Below are 21,197 nucleotides of genomic sequence, written 5' to 3'. Positions count from 1 at the left end.
AGGTGAAACGCGCTGCTTCACGAGTTGAACAACGCTTTTCGGATGATCGCGTGAACACCCCAGTTGCCGTCCACTACCTGCGTCACGCCGAAGTCGACCGCCACGGAAATCAGCGAGATCGCCTCATCTTCGGACAGGCCTTTGGTCGTCATCAGGAAGCGCCGCGCTTTGATGAACGCGTCGCGCATCGCGAGGTCGAGGGTCGATTTTTCATACACCGCGCTTTGCGCGTTCGCGCCAAACTCGGCGAGATAGTTTGGATAACTGAAGCCGTGAAGTACCCATTCGTCGGCGGTTTCGACCAGTGGGTAGGTGAGGTCTGCAAACGGCTGGCCGCTTAACGTATCTCTCTTATGAAGCACCAGTTGGAAGTCACCCGTAAGAGAACATTCGATCGCAGTGCCGCACAGTTCCGAGTCTCCTTGCGATGCATGCGGGTCGCCAATGGAGAGCAGCGCGCCGGGTACCCCGATTGGCAGGAAGACGCTCGCGCCGCGCGTTACGCGCCAGTTGTCGAGATTGCCGCCGAAAGTGGACGGTGGAATCGAATCGATCAGACCGTCCTGCTGCGGTGCGACGGTGACCACGCCGAAGTGCGGGCGCACCGGGATTTTGACATTCTTGAGAATGTCGTGATTCTCGACGACCGTCGAATGATCGACCGGCACGCCGGGATAATCGATCGTCGGATGCATCACTCCAAAGGGATCGCGCTGAGGCGTCCAGCGAAAGTTGTAGACCGCACGGGCGTAGGCGGTCTCGCCGGCGGTAGCGGCGTCGTCGATTTCATAGATGGTGACGACCTCGCGCGGTTTCGGCTCGGTCAATAGCTCGCGATAGTGAAAGCCCCACCACGCAGCGGCATTGCTGCCGAACGCGCGGCCGGCGAATTTCGGATTGGCGCAACCACGCGGATGAATATCGACTATACGCACTTCCAGAACATCACCCGGTTCCGCACCGCGCACGGCGATCGGACCTGTGCAGATATGCACGCCGATACCTTCTCCCGCACCGCGCCCGTAGATGGACGCGTCCATGGGCCCTGCGCCGCGGCGGTTGACGTTCTTGCGTCCAGCAGTCCAATGGAACACACTTTCGGCGCCAGGATCGCCTTGCACCATGCGCTCCCAGTCGTCCGCCGCGTGTTGCGTGAGCGTTTCGATCGTTACCGTGTCGCCGCTGTTCACTTCGAGCACGGGCTTAAGATCGTGACTGAAGTATCCCCAGTGGATGGTGTTGGCCGTTGCACGCAACAGATGATGACGCGGCTTGCCGGACTCGCGCTGTGTTTGTGTCGCAGGCGCTTCAGGCCGCTCGGCAGAGTCGGCCTCATCTGAAACTTCATGAGCCGTACCCTGCTCGGCAAGTTGTGCATGTACGATCAAACTCCCGGCATTGACAGGCAAGCCGCGCGAGATTCGCCGCACGAGATGACGCGCTAGTTCGAGACCCGCTTCGTGTCGAAAGGTGCGCGGCGACGCGCCATATTGCTCGCGGAACACGCGGCTGAAATACGCAGGATCGTTGAAACCCCAGCGAAAACAGACATCGGCAATCGAAACCTTTTCATACAGCGGATTCACCAACTCCGCACGGCAGCGTTCCAGCCTGCGCGAGCGCAAGTAGATCGAAAAATTCTGTCCAACCGCTTCGAACAGTTTCTGCAGATAGCGCGGCGAGACGCGCTCCTCTTTGGCTATGGATGTCAGCCCCAGATCGGGGTCGGCGAGATTGCCCTCGATGGTCCGACACACTCGCGAGAAGATCGCGGCCTGAGACGGCGTGAGTCCGCTGAAACTGCCTTCCTTGTCGTGAGCGGCGAGACTCGCAACCAGGAATTCCGCGAGTGCGAGTTCGAGGGGGCGCAACTCGTCGAGCGTTAGCGTCTCCACGCTTTCAGCAATCGAGCGCAGAAAGCCGGAGAACACGTGACCGATGCCGGCCTCGCCTGGCAAACGCCCGGCACGCAGCGAGAACGGCGTAAGAAGGCGTGCATTGATGGCGGAGCGAGGCACGCGGATCGCGAACGCGCGGAACTCGGATGTGAACGCCAGGTGGGCTCCCTCGCGCGACGACGCATAAATGATATCGCCGGTTGCAACCCGCGCACGCACGCCGTCGGCGACGAGCGTCACGCCGCCGTCGAGATGCAGCACGATCATGAGACTGTCGGCGCCGTCGACCTTGAACTCGATGGTTTGCGCGAATGCGGCCAGCGCGATCAGCTCAAAGCCGCTCGTCGACCTGCGCGACGTAATGGTTCCATGCAATGGGCGCCCGGCAGCAAGAGGCGCGCCGCAGTGCAGCCCAAGCCGGTCGAGCGCCTCGGTCCATGCGCGCAGGCGATCTGTCTCGGCGTACGACTCGGTGGTGAAACGCAGTAAGTCCAACCTGGGCTCCCGGACGCTGACGAACGTCAGTCGAATGATTCAAAGGCAATGTCCGTGCCATTGATAATGACGCAGCTAGCGCTGCGGCGCGCGGTAACGGTGCGTGGATGCACCGTTACCGCGCGCGCGCGCACTGCTCACACGCGACGCTTTTTCTTAGGAGGAAAGACGCTGCGGGGGATCTTGCAGTGAATGCCCTGACGGCCGTCGACGACCTGGGTCACGGAGAAATCCGCGGCAACGCTCATCAGCGAATACGCATCGTCACGCGAGAGTGCTTGCTGCTCGGTGAGGAACAACAACATATCGCGTGAAGCGTTTTTCGTCGCGATGTTGAGATCCTCATCGAAGCCATGGACGATCCAGAAGTCCGGCGTTTCTAGCAGCGGCGAGGGAAATGTGAAGTCGCGCCGCAGCACGATCTGGAACATGACATTGAGCGATGCCTCGATCGCGGTGCCGCTGATCTCGCCATCGCCTTGCGATACATGCGGGTCGCCAATCGAGAACAACCCGCCGTCCACGGCGACCGGGTAATACATGGTTGAACCCGCGCCGATGCGCCAGTTATCGATATTGCCGCCATGCGCGCCCGGCGGCACGGTGCTCACACGGCCCGCCACATCGGGCGCGACGCCTGCTGTGCCCAGATGAGGGCGCACGGGCACGCGAACGCCATCGAGCGCGAGTTCGCGGCAGCAGTCGCGAATCTCCGAACGCTTACCCGGCACGAGATATTTACCGGGATAGTCATACGCATAGAGCGCGTGAGCCGTGTTCGAAGCCTGATCGAGTTCATAGATCGTGACGCGCTCTTTCTCGAAATCGGTGAACAGATGGCCCCAATGCGCCGCGAGGTTAGAACCATAGTTGAAGCGCGGGGTCATTTGCAGATAGCGCACTTCGAGCAGGTCACCGGGCCTGGCGTCGCGCACGAAGATCGGACCCGTCATCAGATGCACGCCGGGCGCGCGATCGGACTCGGGAATCGTGTCGTAGAGCGCACGCACCTTGTCATCCATCATGAGGTCAGGTGCGTCACCTGCATGATGCGTGATCGCTTCGGCGCGAATAATGTCGCCGCTCTCGACAATCAACGCGGGCGCTAGCGTCGCATCGAAATATCCCCAATGAACATTTTTTTGAATGGCAGGCAAGTCGTAAAGCATGCTTTCTAAAGCTCCGTAAGAGTGTCCAATTGATCGACGCGACTGATGACCGATCGTACGGGCGACAGAATAGACAGACTTGGTTGACTGCGTACAAAAGCTTGTGTGTGGACGAATCCGTTTCCGTGTCACTCAGCTTACGAGGGTCTTGTCATGTCCAAGCCGAAACGCATCTTGTCAACTTCCGCATGCGCCACGTTCTCGTTCTAATAGTGCTGCGCGATCCGCCATCGCCCCGGTAGTCAGACTTCCCTTCATCCCCGTACAAGGATTTGTGCGCACCGGAACAAGTCCGCGAAATTTCCTCCACCTACGCTTGCGCTGATGCGATACAACAAGGCTTACATGGGGTAGGCCATTGACATCTGCCGGAGGGGTCTTCCGGATGCATACCAATCTCATCGAACACGGACATAGCTTGCTCGACAAAGGTGTTGCCTTTCGTCGCTGGCGCGAGTTCGTCATCGGCGCCGTCTGTTTGCTCGCACTCTTGATATCGGGCCACGCAAAGGCTGCCGCACCGGCTACGCCCGCCGAGTGAAAGGCGCTTCAAGCCAGGAATACGCAATTCAAGGGACAGTCACTTGTCAACGCGATCAATCCACACACACCTGGCTATGAAGCGCTGGATCCGAGCGACCCGAGCAAATACATCGGCTTCGATATCGACCTTGGCGAGACGATCGGCAACTGCCTCGGCTTCACGATGACGTACAAGCCGGTGACGTTCGCCGCGCTATTGACGAGGCTGCAAAGCGGTCAGGCTGACATCGTGATCTCCGACATCTATGCGACTGAAGAGCGCGCGAAGGCGGCGGACTTTATCACCTGCTCGAAGGTGTTCGACGTCGTCCTCGTCGCAAAGGGTAATCCGAAGAAGATCACGGGCATCAACCCGACCATGTGCGGTACCACTGCAGCGGAAAATACCGGCTATGTCGAAGTGCCGCTGATCCAGAATCTCGCACCGGCCTGCAAGGCGGCCAACAGGCAGGAGGCCGCGATACAACTGTACGACAACAACGCGAACTGCATTCAGGCGATCCTGTCGGGTCGCGCCGATACGTACATCAACGACGTGAACACGGTGGACCAGGCGGTGAAGGCGTATCCGGACAAACTCGAGAAGGCGAGTGCAGTGACGCTGCCGTACTCGGTCGGCATCGGTGCACCGAAGGACAAGCCTGAATTTCGCGCAGCCGTGATGGCGGCACTCGTCGCGATCCGGAGGGCGGGCATCGAGGCTGAGCTGCTGAAGAAGTGGTCGCCTGGCGCTGAAAATCTCGAAACACCCCAACTGATCGTGTAGAACTGATGGAACTGTTTCTGCATTATCTTGGCGTGCCGTATCTGCTGCGCGGCATCGGCTTCACGATCGCGGTGACGGTCCTCGGGCTCGCGGGCGGTGTCGTCGTAGGGTTGGTGCTCGTAGCGATGCAACTAAGCAGGGTCGGCCCGTTAGCGGCGCTCGCGCGCGGCTACACGGTGATCTTCCGCGGTACGCCGCTCATCCTGCAACTCGTGTTCGCGTATGACGCGCTGCCACATATCGGGCGGAAGCTGAGCGCAATAGGCGCCGCCGGTCTCGCGCTCGCAGCAAACGAGGGACCGTTTATCGCCTGGATCCTGCGGGCTGGCGTGCTCGGCGTCGAACACGGCCAACTGCTCGCAGGACAGGCGCTTGGCATGACACCGTCCGTCCTGATGCGCCGCGTGATCGCATCGCAGGCAATCCGCGCCATCGTGCCGGCGCTTGGCAACGAATCGGTCAGCGCGTTGAAGAACTCATCGCTGGCCTCGGTGATCGCCGTCGATGAGCTGATGTTGCGCAGCACGCAGCTCGCGTCATCGACGTTCGACTTCTTCTCGATCTTCTTCGCATTCGGGCTTATGTACCTGATTCTGACAGGGGCGGTTGCCGTGATCCAGTTGATCGCGGAAGCCGCGCTCGATCTCGATCGTCCCGCGTCCGGAGGTTTCGCGCGTTTGTTGCCGTGGCGCCATGCCGTTGTGGCGGAGGAGACAGCGCCACGCGCGCGAGCGGCGCCTCGGCCCGAGCCGCTCACTGCCGACCCGCTTCGCGAGAGCGATCCGCCCACACGCAGACCCGCGTACAGCCGGGCGGATCACGCAAAGCGCTACGCGGAACTTGCCCGGCAGGGCGCAGCGGTGAAGGTAAGCGACCTGCGCAAACAGTACGGCAAGCAGCCAGTGCTTGATGGATTCGATCTGACTGTTCGCTTCGGTGAAGTCGTCGTGGTGCTCGGTCATCGCGCCCACGCATTGCCGCGCCATCTTTCTGGCGGGCAGCAACAGCGTGTTGCGATCGCCCGTGCGCTGGCTCCCAATCCCCGCGTACTGCTGCTCGATGAACCGACGTCCGCCCTCGACCCGGAGCTCGTCGGCGAGGTGTTAGACGTGATCCAGCGGCTCGCGATCGAAGACGGCCTGACCATGATCATCTCCACCCATCAATTGCGTTTCGCCGATCAGGTTGCCGATCGCGTCGTCTTTAAGAGCGGCGGCATGGTCGTCGAAGAGGGCCCTGCGCACGATGTGCTCACGCATCCGAGGCATCCTTTGACGCGTCGATTTCTGAGCGTGATGGGCGCCGACAGCGGGTTCGAAGTCGCGTCATGAGCGTAGCGTGCGCTAACCCGCCGCGACGGTGACGTCGTGTTGTGTAGCGTTTCGTCGGAAGCATGAACCACGTGATCAATCAATGACGTGCAACGCGGTATCGGTTGCGCAAGTTATCGGCTGGCCGGTTGCGTCAACCAGTTCAGGCAATTGCGCCATAGTCGCTCGTAGCCCGGCCATGCCGAAAACTCGGGCGGGAGCCAGTGCACCGACATGTCGCTGGTCCATGCGAGCGTGCGGCCCGCGCCGAACTGTCCGGCGACAAGCAGCGGATGCCCGGTGCCGGGTACTGTCGCGATCAGTTGCGCATCGGGCTTCAATTCGACTTCGTTATAGCCGAGCAGATGAGGCCAGTCTGTGCCCAAACCTTCGACTACCGGATGCGCGGCGGCCACATGCGGCGTGAAACCTTCAGGCACCTCCACGCGATCGTCGTATGGCAGGCAGCGCACCGGCAGCACGTCTTCCACGGGCGTATTGCGAAAGCGGGCGCTACCGTTGATGCCCTGAAAACTCAGATACCCGCCGATCATCATCAGCCCGCCGCCGCCGCTGACGTAATCGCGCAAGAGCTTGAGTCGGTTCGGCGTGCGTACGCTTCTGATCCAGGTGTCGGGGTGCAGCAGCAAGGTATTTGCGCCGATGTCGGACAGGATGATCGCGTCCCAAGCGTTGAGGTCGTTTAGCGTCGCAGGAAAGTGCGTTTGCGCTTCGTGGCTCGGCATATGGGTGACCGCATAATCGCCATGCTCGAACAGTTTCAGAAACGCATCCGCGCCGCTGTGATGCGTGATCGACGCAAATTGGTCGAAGCCCTTGGCATGGGTGGCGGTGGAGGTCCACGATTCGCCGGCGAGCAGCACTTTCTTCTTCATGTGATTTCCTTGCGCAGGGTGATCGTTAGCTGGCGTTCGCGCGGCTCCAGAACACGCGCGCTGGATTGGCCGCCAGCATCGTTTCGATCTGCGCGTCGGTCACGCCATGCCGCTTCAGGCGCGGCACGAAGTGCTCGAGAATGTACCCGTAACCAAAGCCGCCGTAGCGGGTGAGCATCATCTTCAGAAATACGTCCTGCGAAAGCAGCACGCGGTCCACATAACCGGCGTCGATCAGCGCGCGAATCGCCCGCGCGTTTTCCTCATCCGAAGGCGACTGTGCCTGTTCGTCCGCGTAGTAGTAGTCCATGCCGATCATGTCGTATTCGAGCCACGCGCCGCGCTGCGCCAGCGAGTGCTGGTAAGCGACGTCGTAGAGGCTTGGATTCATATGACACAGCACCGTATGCTGCACAGCGGCGCCTTCCGCTTCGACAATGTCGAGCACCCGGTGACCATGCCGCACCCAGCCCGGGAGATGCACCGACAACGGCACGCGGGTCGCGGCGCTCGCGCGCGCGGCGGCGCGCAGCGACTTTTCTTCTTCGGCGGTAAATGCCGCGGACACGCCGATTTCGCCGATCAGGCCGGCGGCCACCTCCGGTTTGCGTTCGAGCGCGCCCACCTCGAACATCAACAGTTCGGCGAGTTCTTCGACTGAACGCTCCCGTACATAGGCGGGATGCGAGGGTTCGAGGTAAAAGCCCGTCGACATCACAATATGCAGGCCGGTGCGGCGCGCGATCTGCTGCAGTGCCGCCGGGTCGCGCCCGATCCCGATATTGGTCGGGTCGACCACGGTCGCGCCGCCCAGTTCGCGAAATTTGAGCAACTCTTCGACGCCAAGATCGACGTCGACAAGCCGGCAGTTGTCGCGGTTCATTAGCGGATTCATGCGCAACGCGCCGAGTATCCCGATGTGGACTTTCTGTTCGCCGATATGGCCTGCCGCGCAACATGCGGGCGGCACCCATTTGTTCGACGCATCGATCAGGATGTGCTCGTGCATCAGCGTGATGCCCATCTCGCTGACGGGCACCCGTCCCAGGACGGTCATCACGTAGCCGCTGTCGACGCCGACGGTCGGCTGGAGCAGGGTAGATCCGGACACTGTCATCGCGTGCCTCGCGTGTGCCCATGTTGCCGCCGGGCAGTCCTGGCAGGTGGGCCAAAGTTAATTAACGCGCATCACAGTAAAACGCTTTACTAGAAATTATGTCGATTCAAGCCTGGCTGTCAACGAAATCAAAAAAAACACAGTTGGAAATATCCGGGCACACACATTGAACACCTGAACACCATTTTGGTGCTTGTTTATAGGTATTTTCCACAGGAATCACTGAGCAGGTCAGGCTGCATTTCGCATGCGGAAAAATTTTGGCAAGCCGCTTGACAATCGAAATATGGTTGCATTCAATCAAGTAAAGCGCTTTACAAGTCCGCAGCGCAGCAACCAGCCATCTGATGAATTTTCCTGTGAGGTACGCGTGACGCAACGCCGTTTCATACCGGGTTTGAAGGACGTGGCACGCACAGCGGGCGTTTCGATGACCACCGTGTCGCGTTACCTGAACGCGGATCTCGTGCTGCCGCCCGACACCGCGCAACGCGTCGATACGGCGATCCGCCAGCTCGGCTACGTGCCGAACCCACATGCGCGCAGTCTCGGCCGCGGGCGTTCGGACACGATCGGCCTCGTCATACCGACCATCGCCAACCCGTTCTTCGCGCTGCTCGCTGCCGCCGTCGAGGAGGCAGCCGAAGCGAAGGGCTTAGGCGTGCTGCTGAACGCGACGTCGAACAATGCGAGCCGCGAATTGCAGCACGTGGCGCGGATGCGGCGCAACCAGGTGAGCGGCCTGCTGTTCGTCAGCGCGCATTACCACACCCCCGAACTGGTCCAGGCGCTGAACGACACGCGCGGCCTCGTGCTGATCGACGAAGACATTCCGGGCGTGCACAGCGCGAAGGTGCTGTACGACAACTATCGCGGCGGTTGGCTGGCCGGCGAGCACTTCGTCGAACATGGTCATCGGCGCATTGCATTCATCGGCGGCCCGTCGGAACTTGCGAGCACGCGCGACCGCTTTGCCGGCTTGCGCGATGCGGCCGCGCAGGCGGACGCCGAAGTCACGTTCGAAATGTACGGGGCTTATGCCGCCGCGCACGGCGAGGACGCGGCGCGCGCGCTGTTGAGCCTCGGGCGACCGCCGACGGCCGTATTCGTATCGAGCGGCGAAATCATGATCGGCCTGCTCGACGCGCTGCATCGCGCCGGCGTGGCGGTACCCGAACGTCTGTCGCTGATCGTGTTCGACGACGCGGGCCCTTTGCATCTGTTCGATCCGCCGTTGACCGCGATCCGCCAACCGATCGCGGAGCTGGGCGCGCGTGCCGTGGAACTGATGCTTGCCGCTTCGCACGGCGACCCCGCAGAAACCGAAGTCCGTCTTCCGGTGGAGCTCGTGAAACGGGCTTCCGTGGCTCCGCCGGCATCCGTCTGATTGCTGCCCGTACTCTGGAGGAGTTATGAACAAGGTACTACGTTTCGCGTTTAGCTGTTCCGTCGCGCTAATGGGCCTCGCGGGCTTCAGCGCGCCTGCGCCTGCAGCCGGCACGCCGACTTACGCGCTGATCGTGATCAACCAGCAGGCGGCTTTCTTCAACCAGATGCGTGCCGGCGCCGAGGAGGAGGCGAAGAAGCGTGGCGTCAAGCTGGTCGTGTTCAACGCCAATGACGTGTCGTCAGCGCAGGTCAACGCGATCGACGACTACGTACAGCAGAAAGTCGACGGTATCGTGGTCGATGCGATCGACGTGAACGCGGTGCGCGGTGCGATCCGCAACGCAACTGCCGCGGGGATTCCGGTGGTGGGACTCGACGCTGTGCTGCCGCCGGGCCCGCAGAAGGCGCAGGTTGCCGTGGACAATACGGTCGGCTCGAGGGAGCTGGCGGCGCGCTATCTGGACTACGTCGCAAAGAACCCGCAAGGCAGCGCGCATATCGGCATCGTTGGCGCGCTAAGTTCGGTGATCCAGAACACGCGCCAGAAGATCTTCCAGGACGTGATCGCGGCGAGCGGCAAGGTGACGGTGGCCGGTGTGGTCGACGGCCAGAACACTCAGGACGTTGCGCTTTCGGCCGCCGAAAACCTGCTGACCGCCAACCCCGACCTCGACGCCATCTACGCGACCGGCGAGCCGGCCATGCTGGGTGCGATCGCCGCGGTGCAGGCGCAAGGGCGCGCCGATAAGGTGAAGGTGATCGGCTGGGACCTCGCGCCGGAAGTGATTCGCGGCATCGACCGGGGCGTGGTGCTCGGCGTGCTGCAGCAGGATCCCCCCGCGATGGGTCGCGCGGCGATCGCGCAGATCGATAACGCGCACAACGGCAAGCCGGTGCAGCAGGTGGTGATGACGCCGGTGACCTACGTGACGAAGGCGAACGTCGGCGCGTATCGCAACCTCTTTGCGGCGAAATGACCATGCAGGCGCTCACCACCATGAAGCCAACCCCGACCGCCGCAGCCGCCAGGCCGCGCGTGCCGATTCTCGCGATGAAGGGCATTCGCAAATCGTTCGGCTCGTTTCCCGCGTTGCGTGGCATCGATCTCGATCTTTACGCCGGCGAATGCGTCGGCCTGATCGGCGACAACGCGGCCGGCAAATCGACCTTGACCAAGGTGATGGCAGGCACCTATTTGCCCGACGCCGGCACGATTCACATCGAAGGCAACGAAGTGCGCTTCACCGGACCGGCCGACGCGCGGGCCCGTCACATCGAAATGGTCTATCAGGATCTGAGCCTGTGCGACACCGTCGATGTGGTCGGCAACCTGTATCTCGGGCGCGAACTGTGCAAGGGCGGCATGCTGCAGCACAAGCGCATGCTGGCCGAAGCGCGCACGCTGCTCGACCGGCTAAAGATTCGCATTCCGAACCTGAGCAACACCGTTGAGCAGTTGTCGGGCGGGCAACGGCAGTCGATCGCGATCGCGCGCGCCGCGTCGTTTTCGCCGCGCGTGCTGATTATGGACGAACCCACGTCGGCGCTCGCCGTCGCAGAAGTCGATGCAGTGCTCGACCTGATCAATCGCGTCAAGGCGCAGGGAGTGGCCGTCGTGCTGATTACGCACCGGCTGCAGGATCTGTTCCGGGTCTGCGACCGGATCGCCGTGATGTACGAGGGCACCAAGGTTGCCGAGCGGCAACTCGACGAGACCAGCCTCGAAGAACTGGTTCAGCTGATTGTCGGAAGGAGACACGGATGAGCACCACGCCTTATACCGAGCGCGAATTCGGCTCGCGCTCGCGCGACTACTTTGCCAATCACGCGCAGGTGCTGTCGATTGCCGGTTTCTTTGTCGGATGTTGCGTGGTGTTCGCGCTCGGCAGCAACACGTTTCTGACCACGGGCAATGCGCTAAACGTGTTGCGTCAGCTAGCGCCGATTCTGGTGGTGGCGATTGCGATGACCTTCGTCATCACGACGGGCGGTATCGATCTGTCGGTCGGCTCGATGGCCGCGCTGACCAACGCGCTGGTCGCAATCCTGATCCAGCATGGCGTCCCGTGGCCTGCTGCGATGCTGGCGATCCTCGCGCTCGGCGGCGCTATCGGCTGGCTGCAAGGATGGATTTCGGCCAGCCAGGCCATCCCGTCTTTCATCGTGACGCTGGCCACCATGTCGACGCTGCGCGGCATTGCGCTCTATTCGACCAAGGGCTTTTCAGTGCCAATCGAATCGGGCACGGGCTTCGACTTCATCGGCACCGGCATGCTGTTCAACGTACCGGTGCCGGCATTGATCGCTGTGATCGTATGCGTGCTCGGATACGTGTATCTGAACCGCGGTCGCTATGGCCGACGCGTGGTCGCAGTCGGCGCGAATGCCGAAGCTGCGCGGCGCGCCGGCATGCCGACGCTGCGCATCAAGAGTTCGGTGTTCCTGCTGACCGGTCTCGCCTCCGCGGCGGCCGGGTTGATTCTCGCGTCGCGGCTCGGCTCGGGCTCGTCGAATGCGGCGGTGGGCTTCGAGCTGGATGTGATCGCGGCAGTTGTGCTGGGCGGCACGTCGCTGATGGGCGGCCGCGCCACCATCACCGGCACGATCCTTGGCTCACTAACCATCGCGGTGATCGGCAACGGGCTGATTCTGATGCACATCTCGCCGTTCTTCACGCAGATCATCACCGGCGTGATCATTCTCGGCGCGATCTGGTTGAACACCCGGGTGTTCGGCCGCTACAAATCGTCAAAGAAATAGCGAGGGCTTCTGTTAGATGACTATGCAACATCCAACGACTCACACGGAACGTCTGCTCGCGGCCAATGCCGGCCCGTGGCAGGCCATGCAGGAGCACCGGTTTGTGGCCGACATCGAGCGCAACCGTTTGCCGGCAGACACGTTCAACCGTTACTTGACGTATGAAGGGCGCTTCGTCGAAACCGCCATTGGGATATTCGGCCATGCGCTGATCAAGGCGCCAGCGATCGCGCAGAAACACTGGCTGATCGGCGTGCTGCACGCATTGTCCACCGAGCAGGTGCCATATTTCGACCGTACCTTCGCAGCGCTCGCGTTGCCGGCGCCACGCAGCGATGCGCGGCTGCCTGCTGGCGTCACTGCATTCGATACCGGCATGCTCGAAATTGCGCAGCAAGGCCGGTACGAAGACGTGATCGTCGCGATGCTGACGGCGGAATGGATGTATGGCACCTGGTGCACGCGCGCGAACCGGACGCTGCACGACAACGGCTACATACGCGACTGGGTCGCACTGCACGCGGAAGCTACGTTCAATGCCCAGGTGCAATGGCTGAAAGCACAGGTGAACGGCTGGAGCGCGGAGCAGTTCGATTTCGAGCGCAGCAGCGCGATCTTTGCGAAGGTGCTCGCCCTGGAAATCGATTTTCACAGTGCCTGTTACGAAGTCTGACGACTATTGCGGATACGATCAAATGAGCACACAACCCGTTTTCAAGCAAAAACCCAACGCGATCGAAGGCCTGTTCGGCAGACGTAAGGCCGTGATCGGCGTGATCCACTGTTTGCCGCTGCCCGGCGCGCCGCACTATGAGGGCCAGCCGATCGCGGAGCTCGTCGACTATGCGGTCAATGAAGCAAAAGCCTATGCGCAGGGCGGCCTGGACGGCATCATCGTCGAGAACCACGGCGACATTCCGTTCGCCAAACCCGAGGACCTCGGGCCCGAAACCGCCGCGGCGATGGCCGTGATTGCCGACGCGGTGCGGCGTGCAGTCGGGCTGCCGATCGGCATTAACGTGCTGGCCAACGGCGCCGTCCAGGCGCTCGCCGTGGCCAAAGCCGCCGGCGCGTCGTTCGTGCGGGTGAACCAGTGGGCCAATGCCTACGTGGCCAACGAAGGCTTTATCGAAGGGCCGGCGGCGCTGGCCACGCGCTATCGCGCCCGTTTGCGCGCGCAGAACATCAAGATCGTCGCGGACGTGCACGTTAAACATGGCGCGCATGCGATTACGGCGGACCGCTCGCTCGCCGAACTCGCGCGCGATGTCGAGTTTTTCGATGCGGATGCCGCGATCGTGACCGGTCAGCGTACCGGCGATTCGGCCACGGTGGATGAACTCCTGGCTATTGCAAAGGGCACCTCGCTGCCGGTGATGATCGGTTCGGGTGTGAATCCGTCGAACGTCGGCGAGCTGTTTACCGTCGCCGATGCGGTGATCATCGCCAGCTTTCTGAAACGCGATGGCGTGTGGTGGAATCCGGTCGACCGCGAGCGGGTCGACGTATTCATGAGGGAAGCCGTGAAGGCACGCGCATGAAGCGGCTGTTCGTGGTCGGCAACGCGGTGGCGGATCTCACCTTTCTGGTGGAGCGCGCGCCGCGCGCGGGCGAATCGTTGCTGGCGGTGGCCGTGCAGCGTGCCCCGGGCGGCAAGGGGCTGAACCAGGCGGTGGCCGCGCATCGCGCCGGGGCGGGAGTGGTGTTTCACGCAGCCATCGGCAACGATGCGGAGGGAACGGGCATCCGCAAGCGGCTCGAAGCCGAACAAATGCATGCGTTGCGCATGGTCAGCTGCGGTGTCGCGACAGACATGTCGGTCGTCACCGTCAGCCGCAGCGGCGAAAATTCCATCGTGACGGCCGCTGGCTGCACGCGTGCGCTCGATACACCGCAGGTGGTCGCGCAGATTGCTGACATCGACGCAGGCGATACGTTGCTGATGCAAGGCAACCTGTCTCTCGACTGCACGCTCAGTGTGATCGAACATGCACGCGAAAGGGGCGCTGCCGTCATTGTCAACGCGGCGCCGTGGTGCTGGCCGGATACGTCGGCGCTCGAGCGTTGCGCGGGGGTGATCGCCAACGAGGGAGAGATTCGCGACATCTCCGGCATTGACGAGCCCGAGCAAGCGGCGCTCTGGCTGCTGGCGCGAGGACCTGAATGGGTAGTCGTCACCCTTGGCGCACGCGGCGCATTGCTGGTGCGTGCCGACCAGGCGGTGCATCTGCCGGCGTTGCCAGCGGTGGCGGTCGACACGTCGGGTGCCGGTGATGTGTTTTGCGGCGTGCTGGCGGCGATGCTTTCGCAGACTGCGCCGTTGCTGCCGGCAATCGGCTGCGCGCAACGGGCTGCTGCGCTGGCCGTCGAGCGGCACGGCACCTTTGCGTCGATTCCGGCCGCCATAGAGATGCGGCAGATAATGCAGGCTGTGTCCAGCGAACCGTCCGCGGCAGCTTGTACCGCAACTGGAGCACTCGCGGCGGGTTGACGAGCGGCGCGCGGCGGATCCGTCGAGGCAAAGGCGGCGTGTCCAGACGCGTGCCGTGCAGCGATCATTTGCATCGGTTTGCAGGACTCGCTGAAAGCAGGGATCGAAGCGCTGTCCGGCTTCAGTCTCGCCGGTGTCAGAGTGAGCGTGTAGTTCGACGAGCAGGGCACGGCGATGAATGGGAGCGCTATAGAAATACGCGCAACTTCGACAGCGGCAGCGCGGACCGGCCAGGTCATCCCCGCGGGATCAGTATTCGGTGGAAATCAACAGGCTGGCCCGACAGTGGCGATTGGCTGCGACCGGATCAACATGGGGTAATCGTCCTTTTCGTGCATGTATGGCCCCGGTGCCTTTTTGCAAGCTTCTTGTTCGTGATGTCGAAACGGTCTGCATGCATGTATCGGGCTTGCCTAAAAGAGCAGCCGGCACGAAAAACAGGCTTAAGGATGCTGGTTCAACCAATTTCGTCATCGCTTTTGAGAAGCTTCGCAAACCAGCGCTGGTGGTACTCTCCGCTGAAAACTGTTTGCCCACGCCGCGATACCTGGCGAGACGTAACTGGCCTCGCCGCTGAGCAGCGCCTGGATGATTCGCGCGTTCATGTTGGCCAGTGCGACCGCAGTGCAATTGTGTCCGCGTCGGGCGATCATCTGTTGCAGCCAAACACTATGTGGATCGGTTTTACCCTTCACAAGTCGGAGGCGCTGCTTTGGGCGTATTTCCCGACGGGTCGTAAATACCGTTGAAGTGGACACCTGGTGCGTCGACGATCAAATCGTGAGCCGCGCGACGGTCAGGGCGCTCGCCAATGCGCGGGGAACCGGTATCGCGGGCGTCACGGGCGCATCCGGGTCGCGGTATTTGCCCGAGTGGAAGTTCAGGAGGTCTGGTCGTGATCACCACGCATTCGCAAACCGACCGCATGAAGCCCCTCGGCACCAGCGCGCCTGATGCACGCATCCGTAACTGGGTGTTTTGCCCGCACATCGGTTTCGAAGAGGCCTTGGATAGCTGCCAGGTCTTGCCGAAACAGCATGCGACCCCCGACCACGTACGCGAGCGTTACCGTACGCTGTTTCGCGTGTTCTGCCGGTTCATTCTGGAGCGACAGATCTCGATTCTCGAACTCGACTGGATTGTGTATGCAGACTCGCTTGGAACGAGGCTTCGGATCTGCCCACCTTGATTCCAAAATCCGGCATGCGTGTCCGTTACCGCGCCTACCTGACGGTAATCCGCCTTGCTATGGACTATCTGGTCAAGGCCGGTTATCGCGCTGACAACGCGGTAGACGATCAGCGGTTGCATTTGAACGGCTAGACGAAGGGTGAGGCCGCCCCGATCGTCGCCTGGCAGGCTTGCCGCGCTGAGTCACGCGGACTCTCACACGCCGGACGGGGCGGGCATGCGCTTCGCGCAGCCGCCCACGACGCGGTCAGGGCGTGCTCACTGGCAGCGGCAACAAGCGCAGCCCGGCAAACGTGCATGCGGAATTCAGCAGAAGGAGGAACGCGCGCAGCACCTGGAGCTTCAGTGTCCCGATATGGCGGAACCGACCGAATCCCGCTTTGGTCTGCCACACTCCGAGGGCGATCGCCTGTATGAGGTAGCGCCCAAAGAGAATGGCGACCAGGGGGACCGATGAACCGATGACCTTAACAACGGAATCGCTTGCAGCAAACGTGGCGGCGGTAACTACCATCAGAGCGACACCAGCTTCGGCTGTCATTGGGATGTTTGCAGTTGGAGTATCCCTATAGTCCGATGAACGAAACAACTGCTGCAGATGCGATTGCTCCCAACGTGCATTGTCATTTTCGTCTAGGAAGTCGCGCATCACGTTCGGCGGCCGCGCAATCCGGCCGAGGCGCGTTGCTTGAGAGACGACCGACCCCCCGTCGTGAATTACGGGAAGTAGCCGCTGCTGGAGATCGACTGGCAAAACCATCGAACTGTCGAGTGTGTGAAGCACGAAAAGTCTCCCATTTTTTCGACCCTGATGGTCAGCAACCGTAGCCAACTGATACTGCACGTCGTCAGCATGAATTGCTCGATCGGTGTGCAACATTCGGCTGCCGTAGCCAACTCATAACAGCGCTCAATCCTCAACATAAGCTCTTCTCAAGCATTTCGGCCGATGACGGCATCGCCGCTAGTCTGCATGCAGTCTCGCCGGTTCTCGCGCTAGAGCATTAGCGATGGTGACTGATGGCGACTTTGGTCCACCATTTATGGAGTTGAAGATGAAGCCCGTTGTAAGGTTGGGATTGCTCGCGGCGTCTGTGTTTAGCGTTTCGGCGATGGCGTCACAGATCACCTTTGTTTCCTGGGGTGGTAACTACCAGGATGCACAGGAAAGGACTGCCGCGAAGCCTTTTATGTCGAAAGCCGGTGTTCAGGTCAGGAGCGATTCATACAACGGCGGAATCGCGCAGATTCGCAGTCAGGTGCAAACGAACAACGTGTCATGGGATGTCGTCGACATGCAACTCGCCGACATCACGCGTGCGTGCGACGAAGGTCTGCTCGAGAAGATCAATCCTGCCAGTCTGGTTCCGGCGCCCAACGGCACGCCGGCGAAGAATGACTATGTCGCCAACGGCGTCTCCGAATGCATGGCAGGCAATATCGCGTGGTCGTCACTGATCACTTACAACAAGGACAAGTTCAAGGGATCCGAGCCCGCGAAAGTCGCCGACTTCTTCGATCTGAAGAAGTACCCGGGCAAACGCGGGCTGCGCAAGTCGCCTGAGGGAGCGCTGGAGTGGGCGCTCCTCGCGGACGGCGTTGCTCCAGCGGACGTGTATAAAGTTTTGGGCACACCTGCCGGAGTGGATCGGGCTTTCAGAAAGCTCAATACGATCAAGTCGTCGATCGTCTGGTGGGAGACTGGTTCCCAGCCCGCTCAGTTGCTCGCCGACGGCGAGGTGACGATGTCCAGCGCGTACAACGGCCGGATCTACGCGGCGATGATGCAGGACAAAAAGCCGTTCGCTTTCATCTGGGATGGTCAGGTCAAGTACATCGAGGGCTACGCCATCGTAAAGGGTACGAAAAACCTGCAGGCAGCCCAGGACTTCGTCAAGTTCGCCACTGAGCCGGCCGTGCTCGCCAAGCTGGCGCCCCTGACGGCGAACGGTCCGATCAGAAGCTCTGCAGTCGCGATGGTCGATCCGAAGGTGCTGCCCTATCTTCCCACTGCACCAGTTAACCAGAAGGGTGCCGTCGATTCTGACGTAGCATTCTGGGCGGACCACGCCGACGATCTCAATCAGAAGTTCGCAGTGTGGTTAGGGCAGAAGTAACTCTGCGTGGTCGTTAAAGGAACGTTCGCTTGCCTGCTGAACCGGGTCGCAAGCGAACGTTCAATCTGCAGCGAGAGCGGTCTAATGAAAGCCCTTCAGCCACTCCAGCACACCGTCGAGTGCGCGCGGGTAGAGATCGAATGCGCCGGCAGACGAGAGTTCGAGGAGCACCTTTTCGTTCATGCCGCCCGGCGTGATCGAGTGCTTGATAAGTTCAGGAAACGAATAGTCCGTGTGTTCGGCGCGGTGCGCCATTCCTGCACAGTACGAGGAGAGGAACGTGCGCGCTTTTTCAGGTGGCAGACCCTTGCCGATGAGCCAGTCCGCCTGACTTTGCATGAATGCAAAATAGCTGGCCATTGTCGCAGTGACGGTATGCAGGCAGTCGAACTGATCTTCGCTTTCCACCTCGACGGCCGTTCCCACGCTGGAAAATAGCCGGCGTGCAACGTCGTGAGGCGGATAGACGGCCGTCGTGCCAATGCCCTGTTCGACAGCTGGCAAAGGAACCGCGCGGGTGACCGAAACTGCGTCAGGGATCAGCTTCGACAACTCGTCCGTCCGTAACCCGGGAATGAAGCTGATGACCCTGTGCGTTGGCGCGAAAGCGAGTTCGCGAATGACGTCGCGCGCTATCGTAGGAAGAACTGCGAGGCAGACCACGTCCGAGGTGTCTAGCACCTGCTGATTTGATTCGCAAACGCGCACTTTCGGATGCAGCGCCGCGAGGTCGTTCGCGATCCGGGCTGTCCTGTTGGAAAGAGCGATTGTTTCGACTTCCGCTCCCACCTTTAGAAGTCCGGTCACGATCGCACGGGTGATACCGCCGGTACCAACAAAGCCAAGCCTCATTTTGGACTACCTCCTCACTGGGTCTGTTTGTTCGACGGAACAGTCTTCGAGGTTTGGAATGCTTCCTGCCAGAACCGTCGAGTCGATCCCGCTGAGAAGTGGAGTATCTGCTGCAGAGTAGCTGGCACCGAAGCTCATGAGGCGCGCTTATATATAGGGCAAGCAGTGCTTGGAGTCCCGTTGTCCCCACGCAGGCGAGCTATGTTGTTCGTGGCTTCATATATGTGTCTGGAAGCGCTAACGCTAGATCAGGAAGGGGGAACTATGGAATGCAAAGGCGCGATCTTCCGCGGTAAGTCAGCGGTCATGGTCGTGACGCCTCACACCGGGACGGTGGTGCCTTCGGCCCTCCTTGTTCATCCCGCATGGGAAGCCGTCGCTGGCAGACTTTCGGACCCGGGGGGAAGATCCTCGCGACGACTGCGCGCAAAAGCGAGATTACGAGCATATCCGCGATGCTTCACCCGTGCGTGATCGATCTGAATGTGGCGGCGAACAACGCCGCGTTGTCTGAACGATTGAACCGGCTAGGACTTTGTCGTACGCACACGTCACGAGGGGAAGCACTCTATTTGCCCGGGTTGGAGCCCCTCGACGCGGATGTGCAGTGTCGGATCGAAGAGTACTGGAAGCCGTTCCATGCGGCGGTTCTGGAGGAGTTGATCCGGCTACGCAGCCTACATAACCACGTTCTGATGCTGGTACCGCATGCTGGCGCGTGGTTATCTCCGTATCGGGATCAACTGGAGGCCGCCGACTGCAATTTCAGCACCAATCATGGAGCATCCAGCGAGAGGCTCATTGTGAGCGCGATGACCCAGGCGTCGCAGGCGCTGGACCACTCCTGGGTGGTGAATGGAAAGATGATCGATACGTTCGCGGCCCAGCGCTACGGCCGGCCGGAGCAAGGTGTTCACGTGATCGAACTGGAGATTGGTGGTCGTTGGCGGCGGGCAATAGAGGCTGCGGCGGGCGATTCGGCTGACGAGGCCCGACCTGACGCAGATATGGCGAAAATTTTGTGCGCTGCTGAGCAGGCAATTGAGAGCCTTCCCGCAACGAGCGTCGCCGGCGATCTGATGCGTGAGCTTCGTGACTCTTGGCTGGAATAAGGGTTGCTCAAGACCCGCGGTCGCTTTCAATCAGGAAGCCGACGTCAATTTACTCTTCTTCGGGAACGAAAATATCCTCCGGTCGCAGCGTGAGCGCCTTGGCGATGTCTTGCGAGACCTGCCTTTCGAAGGATCGCTTCAGCAGATCATAAAGATCGGCCGGCAGATGTCCCAATTCATTCTCGCGATATGCAAGGAAGAACGATCTGCTCAGAGGTTGATACGGGCGTCCCTGCCGGGAAAAGGCGGTCAGTGGCACGACGCGGATTTCCGGGAGATAGTGCCGGGACTGCCAGAGGCACAAGGGCGTCGTGAGCGCGAATCCCAGCCCCGCGGCAACCAGACTCAGCATGGGATCCGTCGCGTCGAATTCGCACGTACGATCGATGTCTTCGCCATGTGACGCCAGATAAGCATCGACATGCTGGCCGATGACGGAGCGCGAGCTATAGCGGATGAACTGCAGATGACGGCTCAACTCGGCAAGGGTCGTGAGCCGGTCGATTTCAAAGCCCTTGGGCAAGACGGCGACGTACGGCTCCGTAAAAAGCTTTTGCCGCTTGATTCCTGCGGCGTTTGAGAAGCTGGTTGTCGTTACTGCCATGTCGACCTGTCTGGCCTCGAGTTGTGCGTCCAGTGTGGGTGTGATGCCTGACCACAACCTGATCTGGTGTGAGGTGCCGGACAGTGCACGGATGATGATGGGGCCGATGGTTGCGGCGAACGAGTCGACACAGCCAAGGCGCACGACGACGCGCTTTGCGCGAGTGACATTCCGAACGCTCTCGACCATCTGGTCCGCGCCCTGCAGGAGGACGGTCGCGTGTTCGAACAGACGTTGCCCGGCGGCCGTTGGGCGCGCCGGTCGGGTGGCGCGATCGAGAAGACTCGTGTCCAGTATCGATTCCAGAGCCTTGATGCGCAGAGAAACGCCCGCCTGTGAGATGGCGAGCCGGCTGGCGGCGTCCGAGATGGACCCGGCTTCGACAACGGCTACCCAGCTCGCGAGGAGCCCCCAATCCGGGAATTGCTCGGGAACGCTCTCTTTCGTAGTCATGATGTTTGCCTGCTAGAAGTTTTTCGTCGGGTAC

The 21,197-nt window shown here is 61.1% G+C and carries 20 protein-coding genes and 1 pseudogene; 12 read left to right on the top strand and 9 right to left on the bottom strand.

What is annotated here, in order from left to right:
• Positions 1–17 precede the first annotated feature (17 nt).
• Positions 18–2,393 carry an acetamidase/formamidase family protein gene (locus FRZ40_RS36135; RefSeq protein ID WP_147237382.1) on the bottom strand — a complete coding sequence of 792 codons (2,376 nt, stop codon included), beginning with the start codon at positions 2,391–2,393 and terminating at the stop codon, positions 18–20.
• Positions 2,394–2,530: 137 nt separating this feature from the next.
• Entirely contained in the window at positions 2,531–3,562 is a 1,032-nt protein-coding gene (locus FRZ40_RS36130; protein ID WP_147237381.1) for an acetamidase/formamidase family protein, read from the bottom strand.
• A 595-nt stretch (positions 3,563–4,157) separates the two neighbouring features.
• Here FRZ40_RS36130 and FRZ40_RS36125 point away from each other — a divergent pair.
• Both FRZ40_RS36125 and FRZ40_RS45875 read left to right on the top strand, forming a co-directional pair.
• Positions 4,158–4,871: an ABC transporter substrate-binding protein gene (locus FRZ40_RS36125; protein ID WP_275671135.1), complete on the top strand. Its 714-nt coding sequence runs from the start codon at positions 4,158–4,160 to the stop codon at positions 4,869–4,871.
• Between the two features lie 5 nt (positions 4,872–4,876).
• Complete coding sequence (locus tag FRZ40_RS45875) at positions 4,877–6,202, top strand: ABC transporter permease subunit (protein WP_147237380.1); 1,326 nt, start codon at positions 4,877–4,879, stop codon at positions 6,200–6,202.
• 113 nt (positions 6,203–6,315) lie between these two features.
• Here FRZ40_RS45875 and FRZ40_RS36115 read toward each other — a convergent pair whose 3' ends face one another.
• Both FRZ40_RS36115 and FRZ40_RS36110 read right to left on the bottom strand, forming a co-directional pair.
• Positions 6,316–7,065: a glutamine amidotransferase gene (locus FRZ40_RS36115; protein WP_240057442.1), complete on the bottom strand. Its 750-nt coding sequence runs from the start codon at positions 7,063–7,065 to the stop codon at positions 6,316–6,318.
• A gap of 37 nt (positions 7,066–7,102) precedes the next feature.
• Entirely contained in the window at positions 7,103–8,194 is a 1,092-nt protein-coding gene (locus FRZ40_RS36110; protein ID WP_035542897.1) for a phosphotriesterase family protein, read from the bottom strand.
• A 247-nt stretch (positions 8,195–8,441) separates the two neighbouring features.
• Between FRZ40_RS36110 and FRZ40_RS36105 the strand changes: the two genes are divergently transcribed.
• From FRZ40_RS36105 to FRZ40_RS36075, 7 genes are read left to right on the top strand one after another with little or no spacing between them, the layout of a single operon-like run.
• Positions 8,442–9,581: a LacI family DNA-binding transcriptional regulator gene (locus FRZ40_RS36105; protein WP_147237379.1), complete on the top strand. Its 1,140-nt coding sequence runs from the start codon at positions 8,442–8,444 to the stop codon at positions 9,579–9,581.
• Positions 9,582–9,606: 25 nt separating this feature from the next.
• Positions 9,607–10,560: an ABC transporter substrate-binding protein gene (locus FRZ40_RS36100; protein WP_147237378.1), complete on the top strand. Its 954-nt coding sequence runs from the start codon at positions 9,607–9,609 to the stop codon at positions 10,558–10,560.
• Between the two features lie 20 nt (positions 10,561–10,580).
• Positions 10,581–11,348, top strand: coding sequence for an ATP-binding cassette domain-containing protein (locus tag FRZ40_RS36095; protein ID WP_231516244.1), 768 nt, complete (start codon positions 10,581–10,583; stop codon positions 11,346–11,348).
• Positions 11,345–12,343, top strand: a complete 999-nt coding sequence (locus FRZ40_RS36090) for an ABC transporter permease (protein ID WP_028368903.1) — start codon at positions 11,345–11,347, stop codon at positions 12,341–12,343. Before FRZ40_RS36095 ends, FRZ40_RS36090 begins: the two co-directional genes overlap by 4 nt.
• A gap of 16 nt (positions 12,344–12,359) precedes the next feature.
• Complete coding sequence (locus tag FRZ40_RS36085) at positions 12,360–13,016, top strand: TenA family protein (protein WP_147237377.1); 657 nt, start codon at positions 12,360–12,362, stop codon at positions 13,014–13,016.
• Between the two features lie 22 nt (positions 13,017–13,038).
• Positions 13,039–13,884, top strand: a complete 846-nt coding sequence (locus FRZ40_RS36080; protein WP_147237376.1) for a BtpA family protein — start codon at positions 13,039–13,041, stop codon at positions 13,882–13,884.
• Positions 13,881–14,834, top strand: coding sequence for a ribokinase (locus FRZ40_RS36075; protein ID WP_147237375.1), 954 nt, complete (start codon positions 13,881–13,883; stop codon positions 14,832–14,834). Before FRZ40_RS36080 ends, FRZ40_RS36075 begins: the two co-directional genes overlap by 4 nt.
• 249 nt (positions 14,835–15,083) lie before the next feature.
• Here FRZ40_RS36075 and FRZ40_RS44600 read toward each other — a convergent pair whose 3' ends face one another.
• The gene (locus FRZ40_RS44600; protein WP_167528727.1) at positions 15,084–15,371 is read right to left on the bottom strand and encodes a hypothetical protein; all 288 of its coding nucleotides are present in this window, start codon (positions 15,369–15,371) and stop codon (positions 15,084–15,086) included.
• Between the two features lie 20 nt (positions 15,372–15,391).
• Positions 15,392–15,538: pseudogene (locus tag FRZ40_RS45870) on the bottom strand (IS110 family transposase); the annotation flags it as partial.
• A 191-nt stretch (positions 15,539–15,729) separates the two neighbouring features.
• Here FRZ40_RS45870 and FRZ40_RS36065 point away from each other — a divergent pair.
• Positions 15,730–16,023, top strand: a complete 294-nt coding sequence (locus FRZ40_RS36065) for a hypothetical protein (protein WP_147237374.1) — start codon at positions 15,730–15,732, stop codon at positions 16,021–16,023.
• A gap of 249 nt (positions 16,024–16,272) precedes the next feature.
• Here the strand turns inward: FRZ40_RS36065 and FRZ40_RS45470 are convergent, their stop codons facing one another.
• Entirely contained in the window at positions 16,273–16,905 is a 633-nt protein-coding gene (locus FRZ40_RS45470; protein WP_028368909.1) for a hypothetical protein, read from the bottom strand.
• A 175-nt stretch (positions 16,906–17,080) separates the two neighbouring features.
• Between FRZ40_RS45470 and FRZ40_RS36055 the strand changes: the two genes are divergently transcribed.
• Positions 17,081–18,142, top strand: a complete 1,062-nt coding sequence (locus FRZ40_RS36055; protein WP_028368910.1) for an ABC transporter substrate-binding protein — start codon at positions 17,081–17,083, stop codon at positions 18,140–18,142.
• Positions 18,143–18,223: 81 nt separating this feature from the next.
• Here FRZ40_RS36055 and FRZ40_RS36050 read toward each other — a convergent pair whose 3' ends face one another.
• Entirely contained in the window at positions 18,224–18,994 is a 771-nt protein-coding gene (locus tag FRZ40_RS36050; protein ID WP_028368911.1) for a pyrroline-5-carboxylate reductase, read from the bottom strand.
• A gap of 470 nt (positions 18,995–19,464) precedes the next feature.
• Between FRZ40_RS36050 and FRZ40_RS36045 the strand changes: the two genes are divergently transcribed.
• On the top strand, positions 19,465–20,106 hold the full coding sequence (locus FRZ40_RS36045; RefSeq protein ID WP_158647066.1) for an N-formylglutamate amidohydrolase: 642 nt from the start codon (positions 19,465–19,467) through the stop codon (positions 20,104–20,106).
• 49 nt (positions 20,107–20,155) lie between these two features.
• Here the strand turns inward: FRZ40_RS36045 and FRZ40_RS36040 are convergent, their stop codons facing one another.
• A complete protein-coding gene (locus tag FRZ40_RS36040; protein ID WP_193567061.1) occupies positions 20,156–21,163 on the bottom strand; it encodes a LysR family transcriptional regulator in 1,008 nt (335 codons plus the stop codon).
• Between the last annotated feature and the right edge of the window lie 34 nt (positions 21,164–21,197).

The sequence above is a fragment of the Paraburkholderia azotifigens genome (assembly GCF_007995085.1).
Lineage (GTDB): Bacteria > Pseudomonadota > Gammaproteobacteria > Burkholderiales > Burkholderiaceae > Paraburkholderia > Paraburkholderia azotifigens.
Note: the sequence above shows the minus strand (reverse complement) of the source record. Positions and strands in the feature narration are given on the sequence as shown.

What these genes read in the sequence shown, in the direction of transcription:
- FRZ40_RS45875 (WP_147237380.1), top strand. Translation starts at nt 4,877, where the DNA reads ATGGAACTGTTTCTGCATTATCTTGGCGTGCCGTATCTGCTGCGCGGC.
- FRZ40_RS36040 (WP_193567061.1), bottom strand. Translation starts at nt 21,163, where the DNA reads ATGACTACGAAAGAGAGCGTTCCCGAGCAATTCCCGGATTGGGGGCTC.
- FRZ40_RS36100 (WP_147237378.1), top strand. Translation starts at nt 9,607, where the DNA reads ATGAACAAGGTACTACGTTTCGCGTTTAGCTGTTCCGTCGCGCTAATG.
- FRZ40_RS36085 (WP_147237377.1), top strand. Translation starts at nt 12,360, where the DNA reads ATGACTATGCAACATCCAACGACTCACACGGAACGTCTGCTCGCGGCC.
- FRZ40_RS36080 (WP_147237376.1), top strand. Translation starts at nt 13,039, where the DNA reads ATGAGCACACAACCCGTTTTCAAGCAAAAACCCAACGCGATCGAAGGC.
- FRZ40_RS36055 (WP_028368910.1), top strand. Translation starts at nt 17,081, where the DNA reads ATGAAGCCCGTTGTAAGGTTGGGATTGCTCGCGGCGTCTGTGTTTAGC.
- FRZ40_RS36050 (WP_028368911.1), bottom strand. Translation starts at nt 18,994, where the DNA reads ATGAGGCTTGGCTTTGTTGGTACCGGCGGTATCACCCGTGCGATCGTG.
- FRZ40_RS36095 (WP_231516244.1), top strand. Translation starts at nt 10,581, where the DNA reads ATGAAGCCAACCCCGACCGCCGCAGCCGCCAGGCCGCGCGTGCCGATT.
- FRZ40_RS36105 (WP_147237379.1), top strand. Translation starts at nt 8,442, where the DNA reads ATGCGGAAAAATTTTGGCAAGCCGCTTGACAATCGAAATATGGTTGCA.
- FRZ40_RS45470 (WP_028368909.1), bottom strand. Translation starts at nt 16,905, where the DNA reads ATGTTGCACACCGATCGAGCAATTCATGCTGACGACGTGCAGTATCAG.
- FRZ40_RS36090 (WP_028368903.1), top strand. Translation starts at nt 11,345, where the DNA reads ATGAGCACCACGCCTTATACCGAGCGCGAATTCGGCTCGCGCTCGCGC.
- FRZ40_RS36130 (WP_147237381.1), bottom strand. Translation starts at nt 3,562, where the DNA reads ATGCTTTACGACTTGCCTGCCATTCAAAAAAATGTTCATTGGGGATAT.
- FRZ40_RS36075 (WP_147237375.1), top strand. Translation starts at nt 13,881, where the DNA reads ATGAAGCGGCTGTTCGTGGTCGGCAACGCGGTGGCGGATCTCACCTTT.
- FRZ40_RS36110 (WP_035542897.1), bottom strand. Translation starts at nt 8,194, where the DNA reads ATGACAGTGTCCGGATCTACCCTGCTCCAGCCGACCGTCGGCGTCGAC.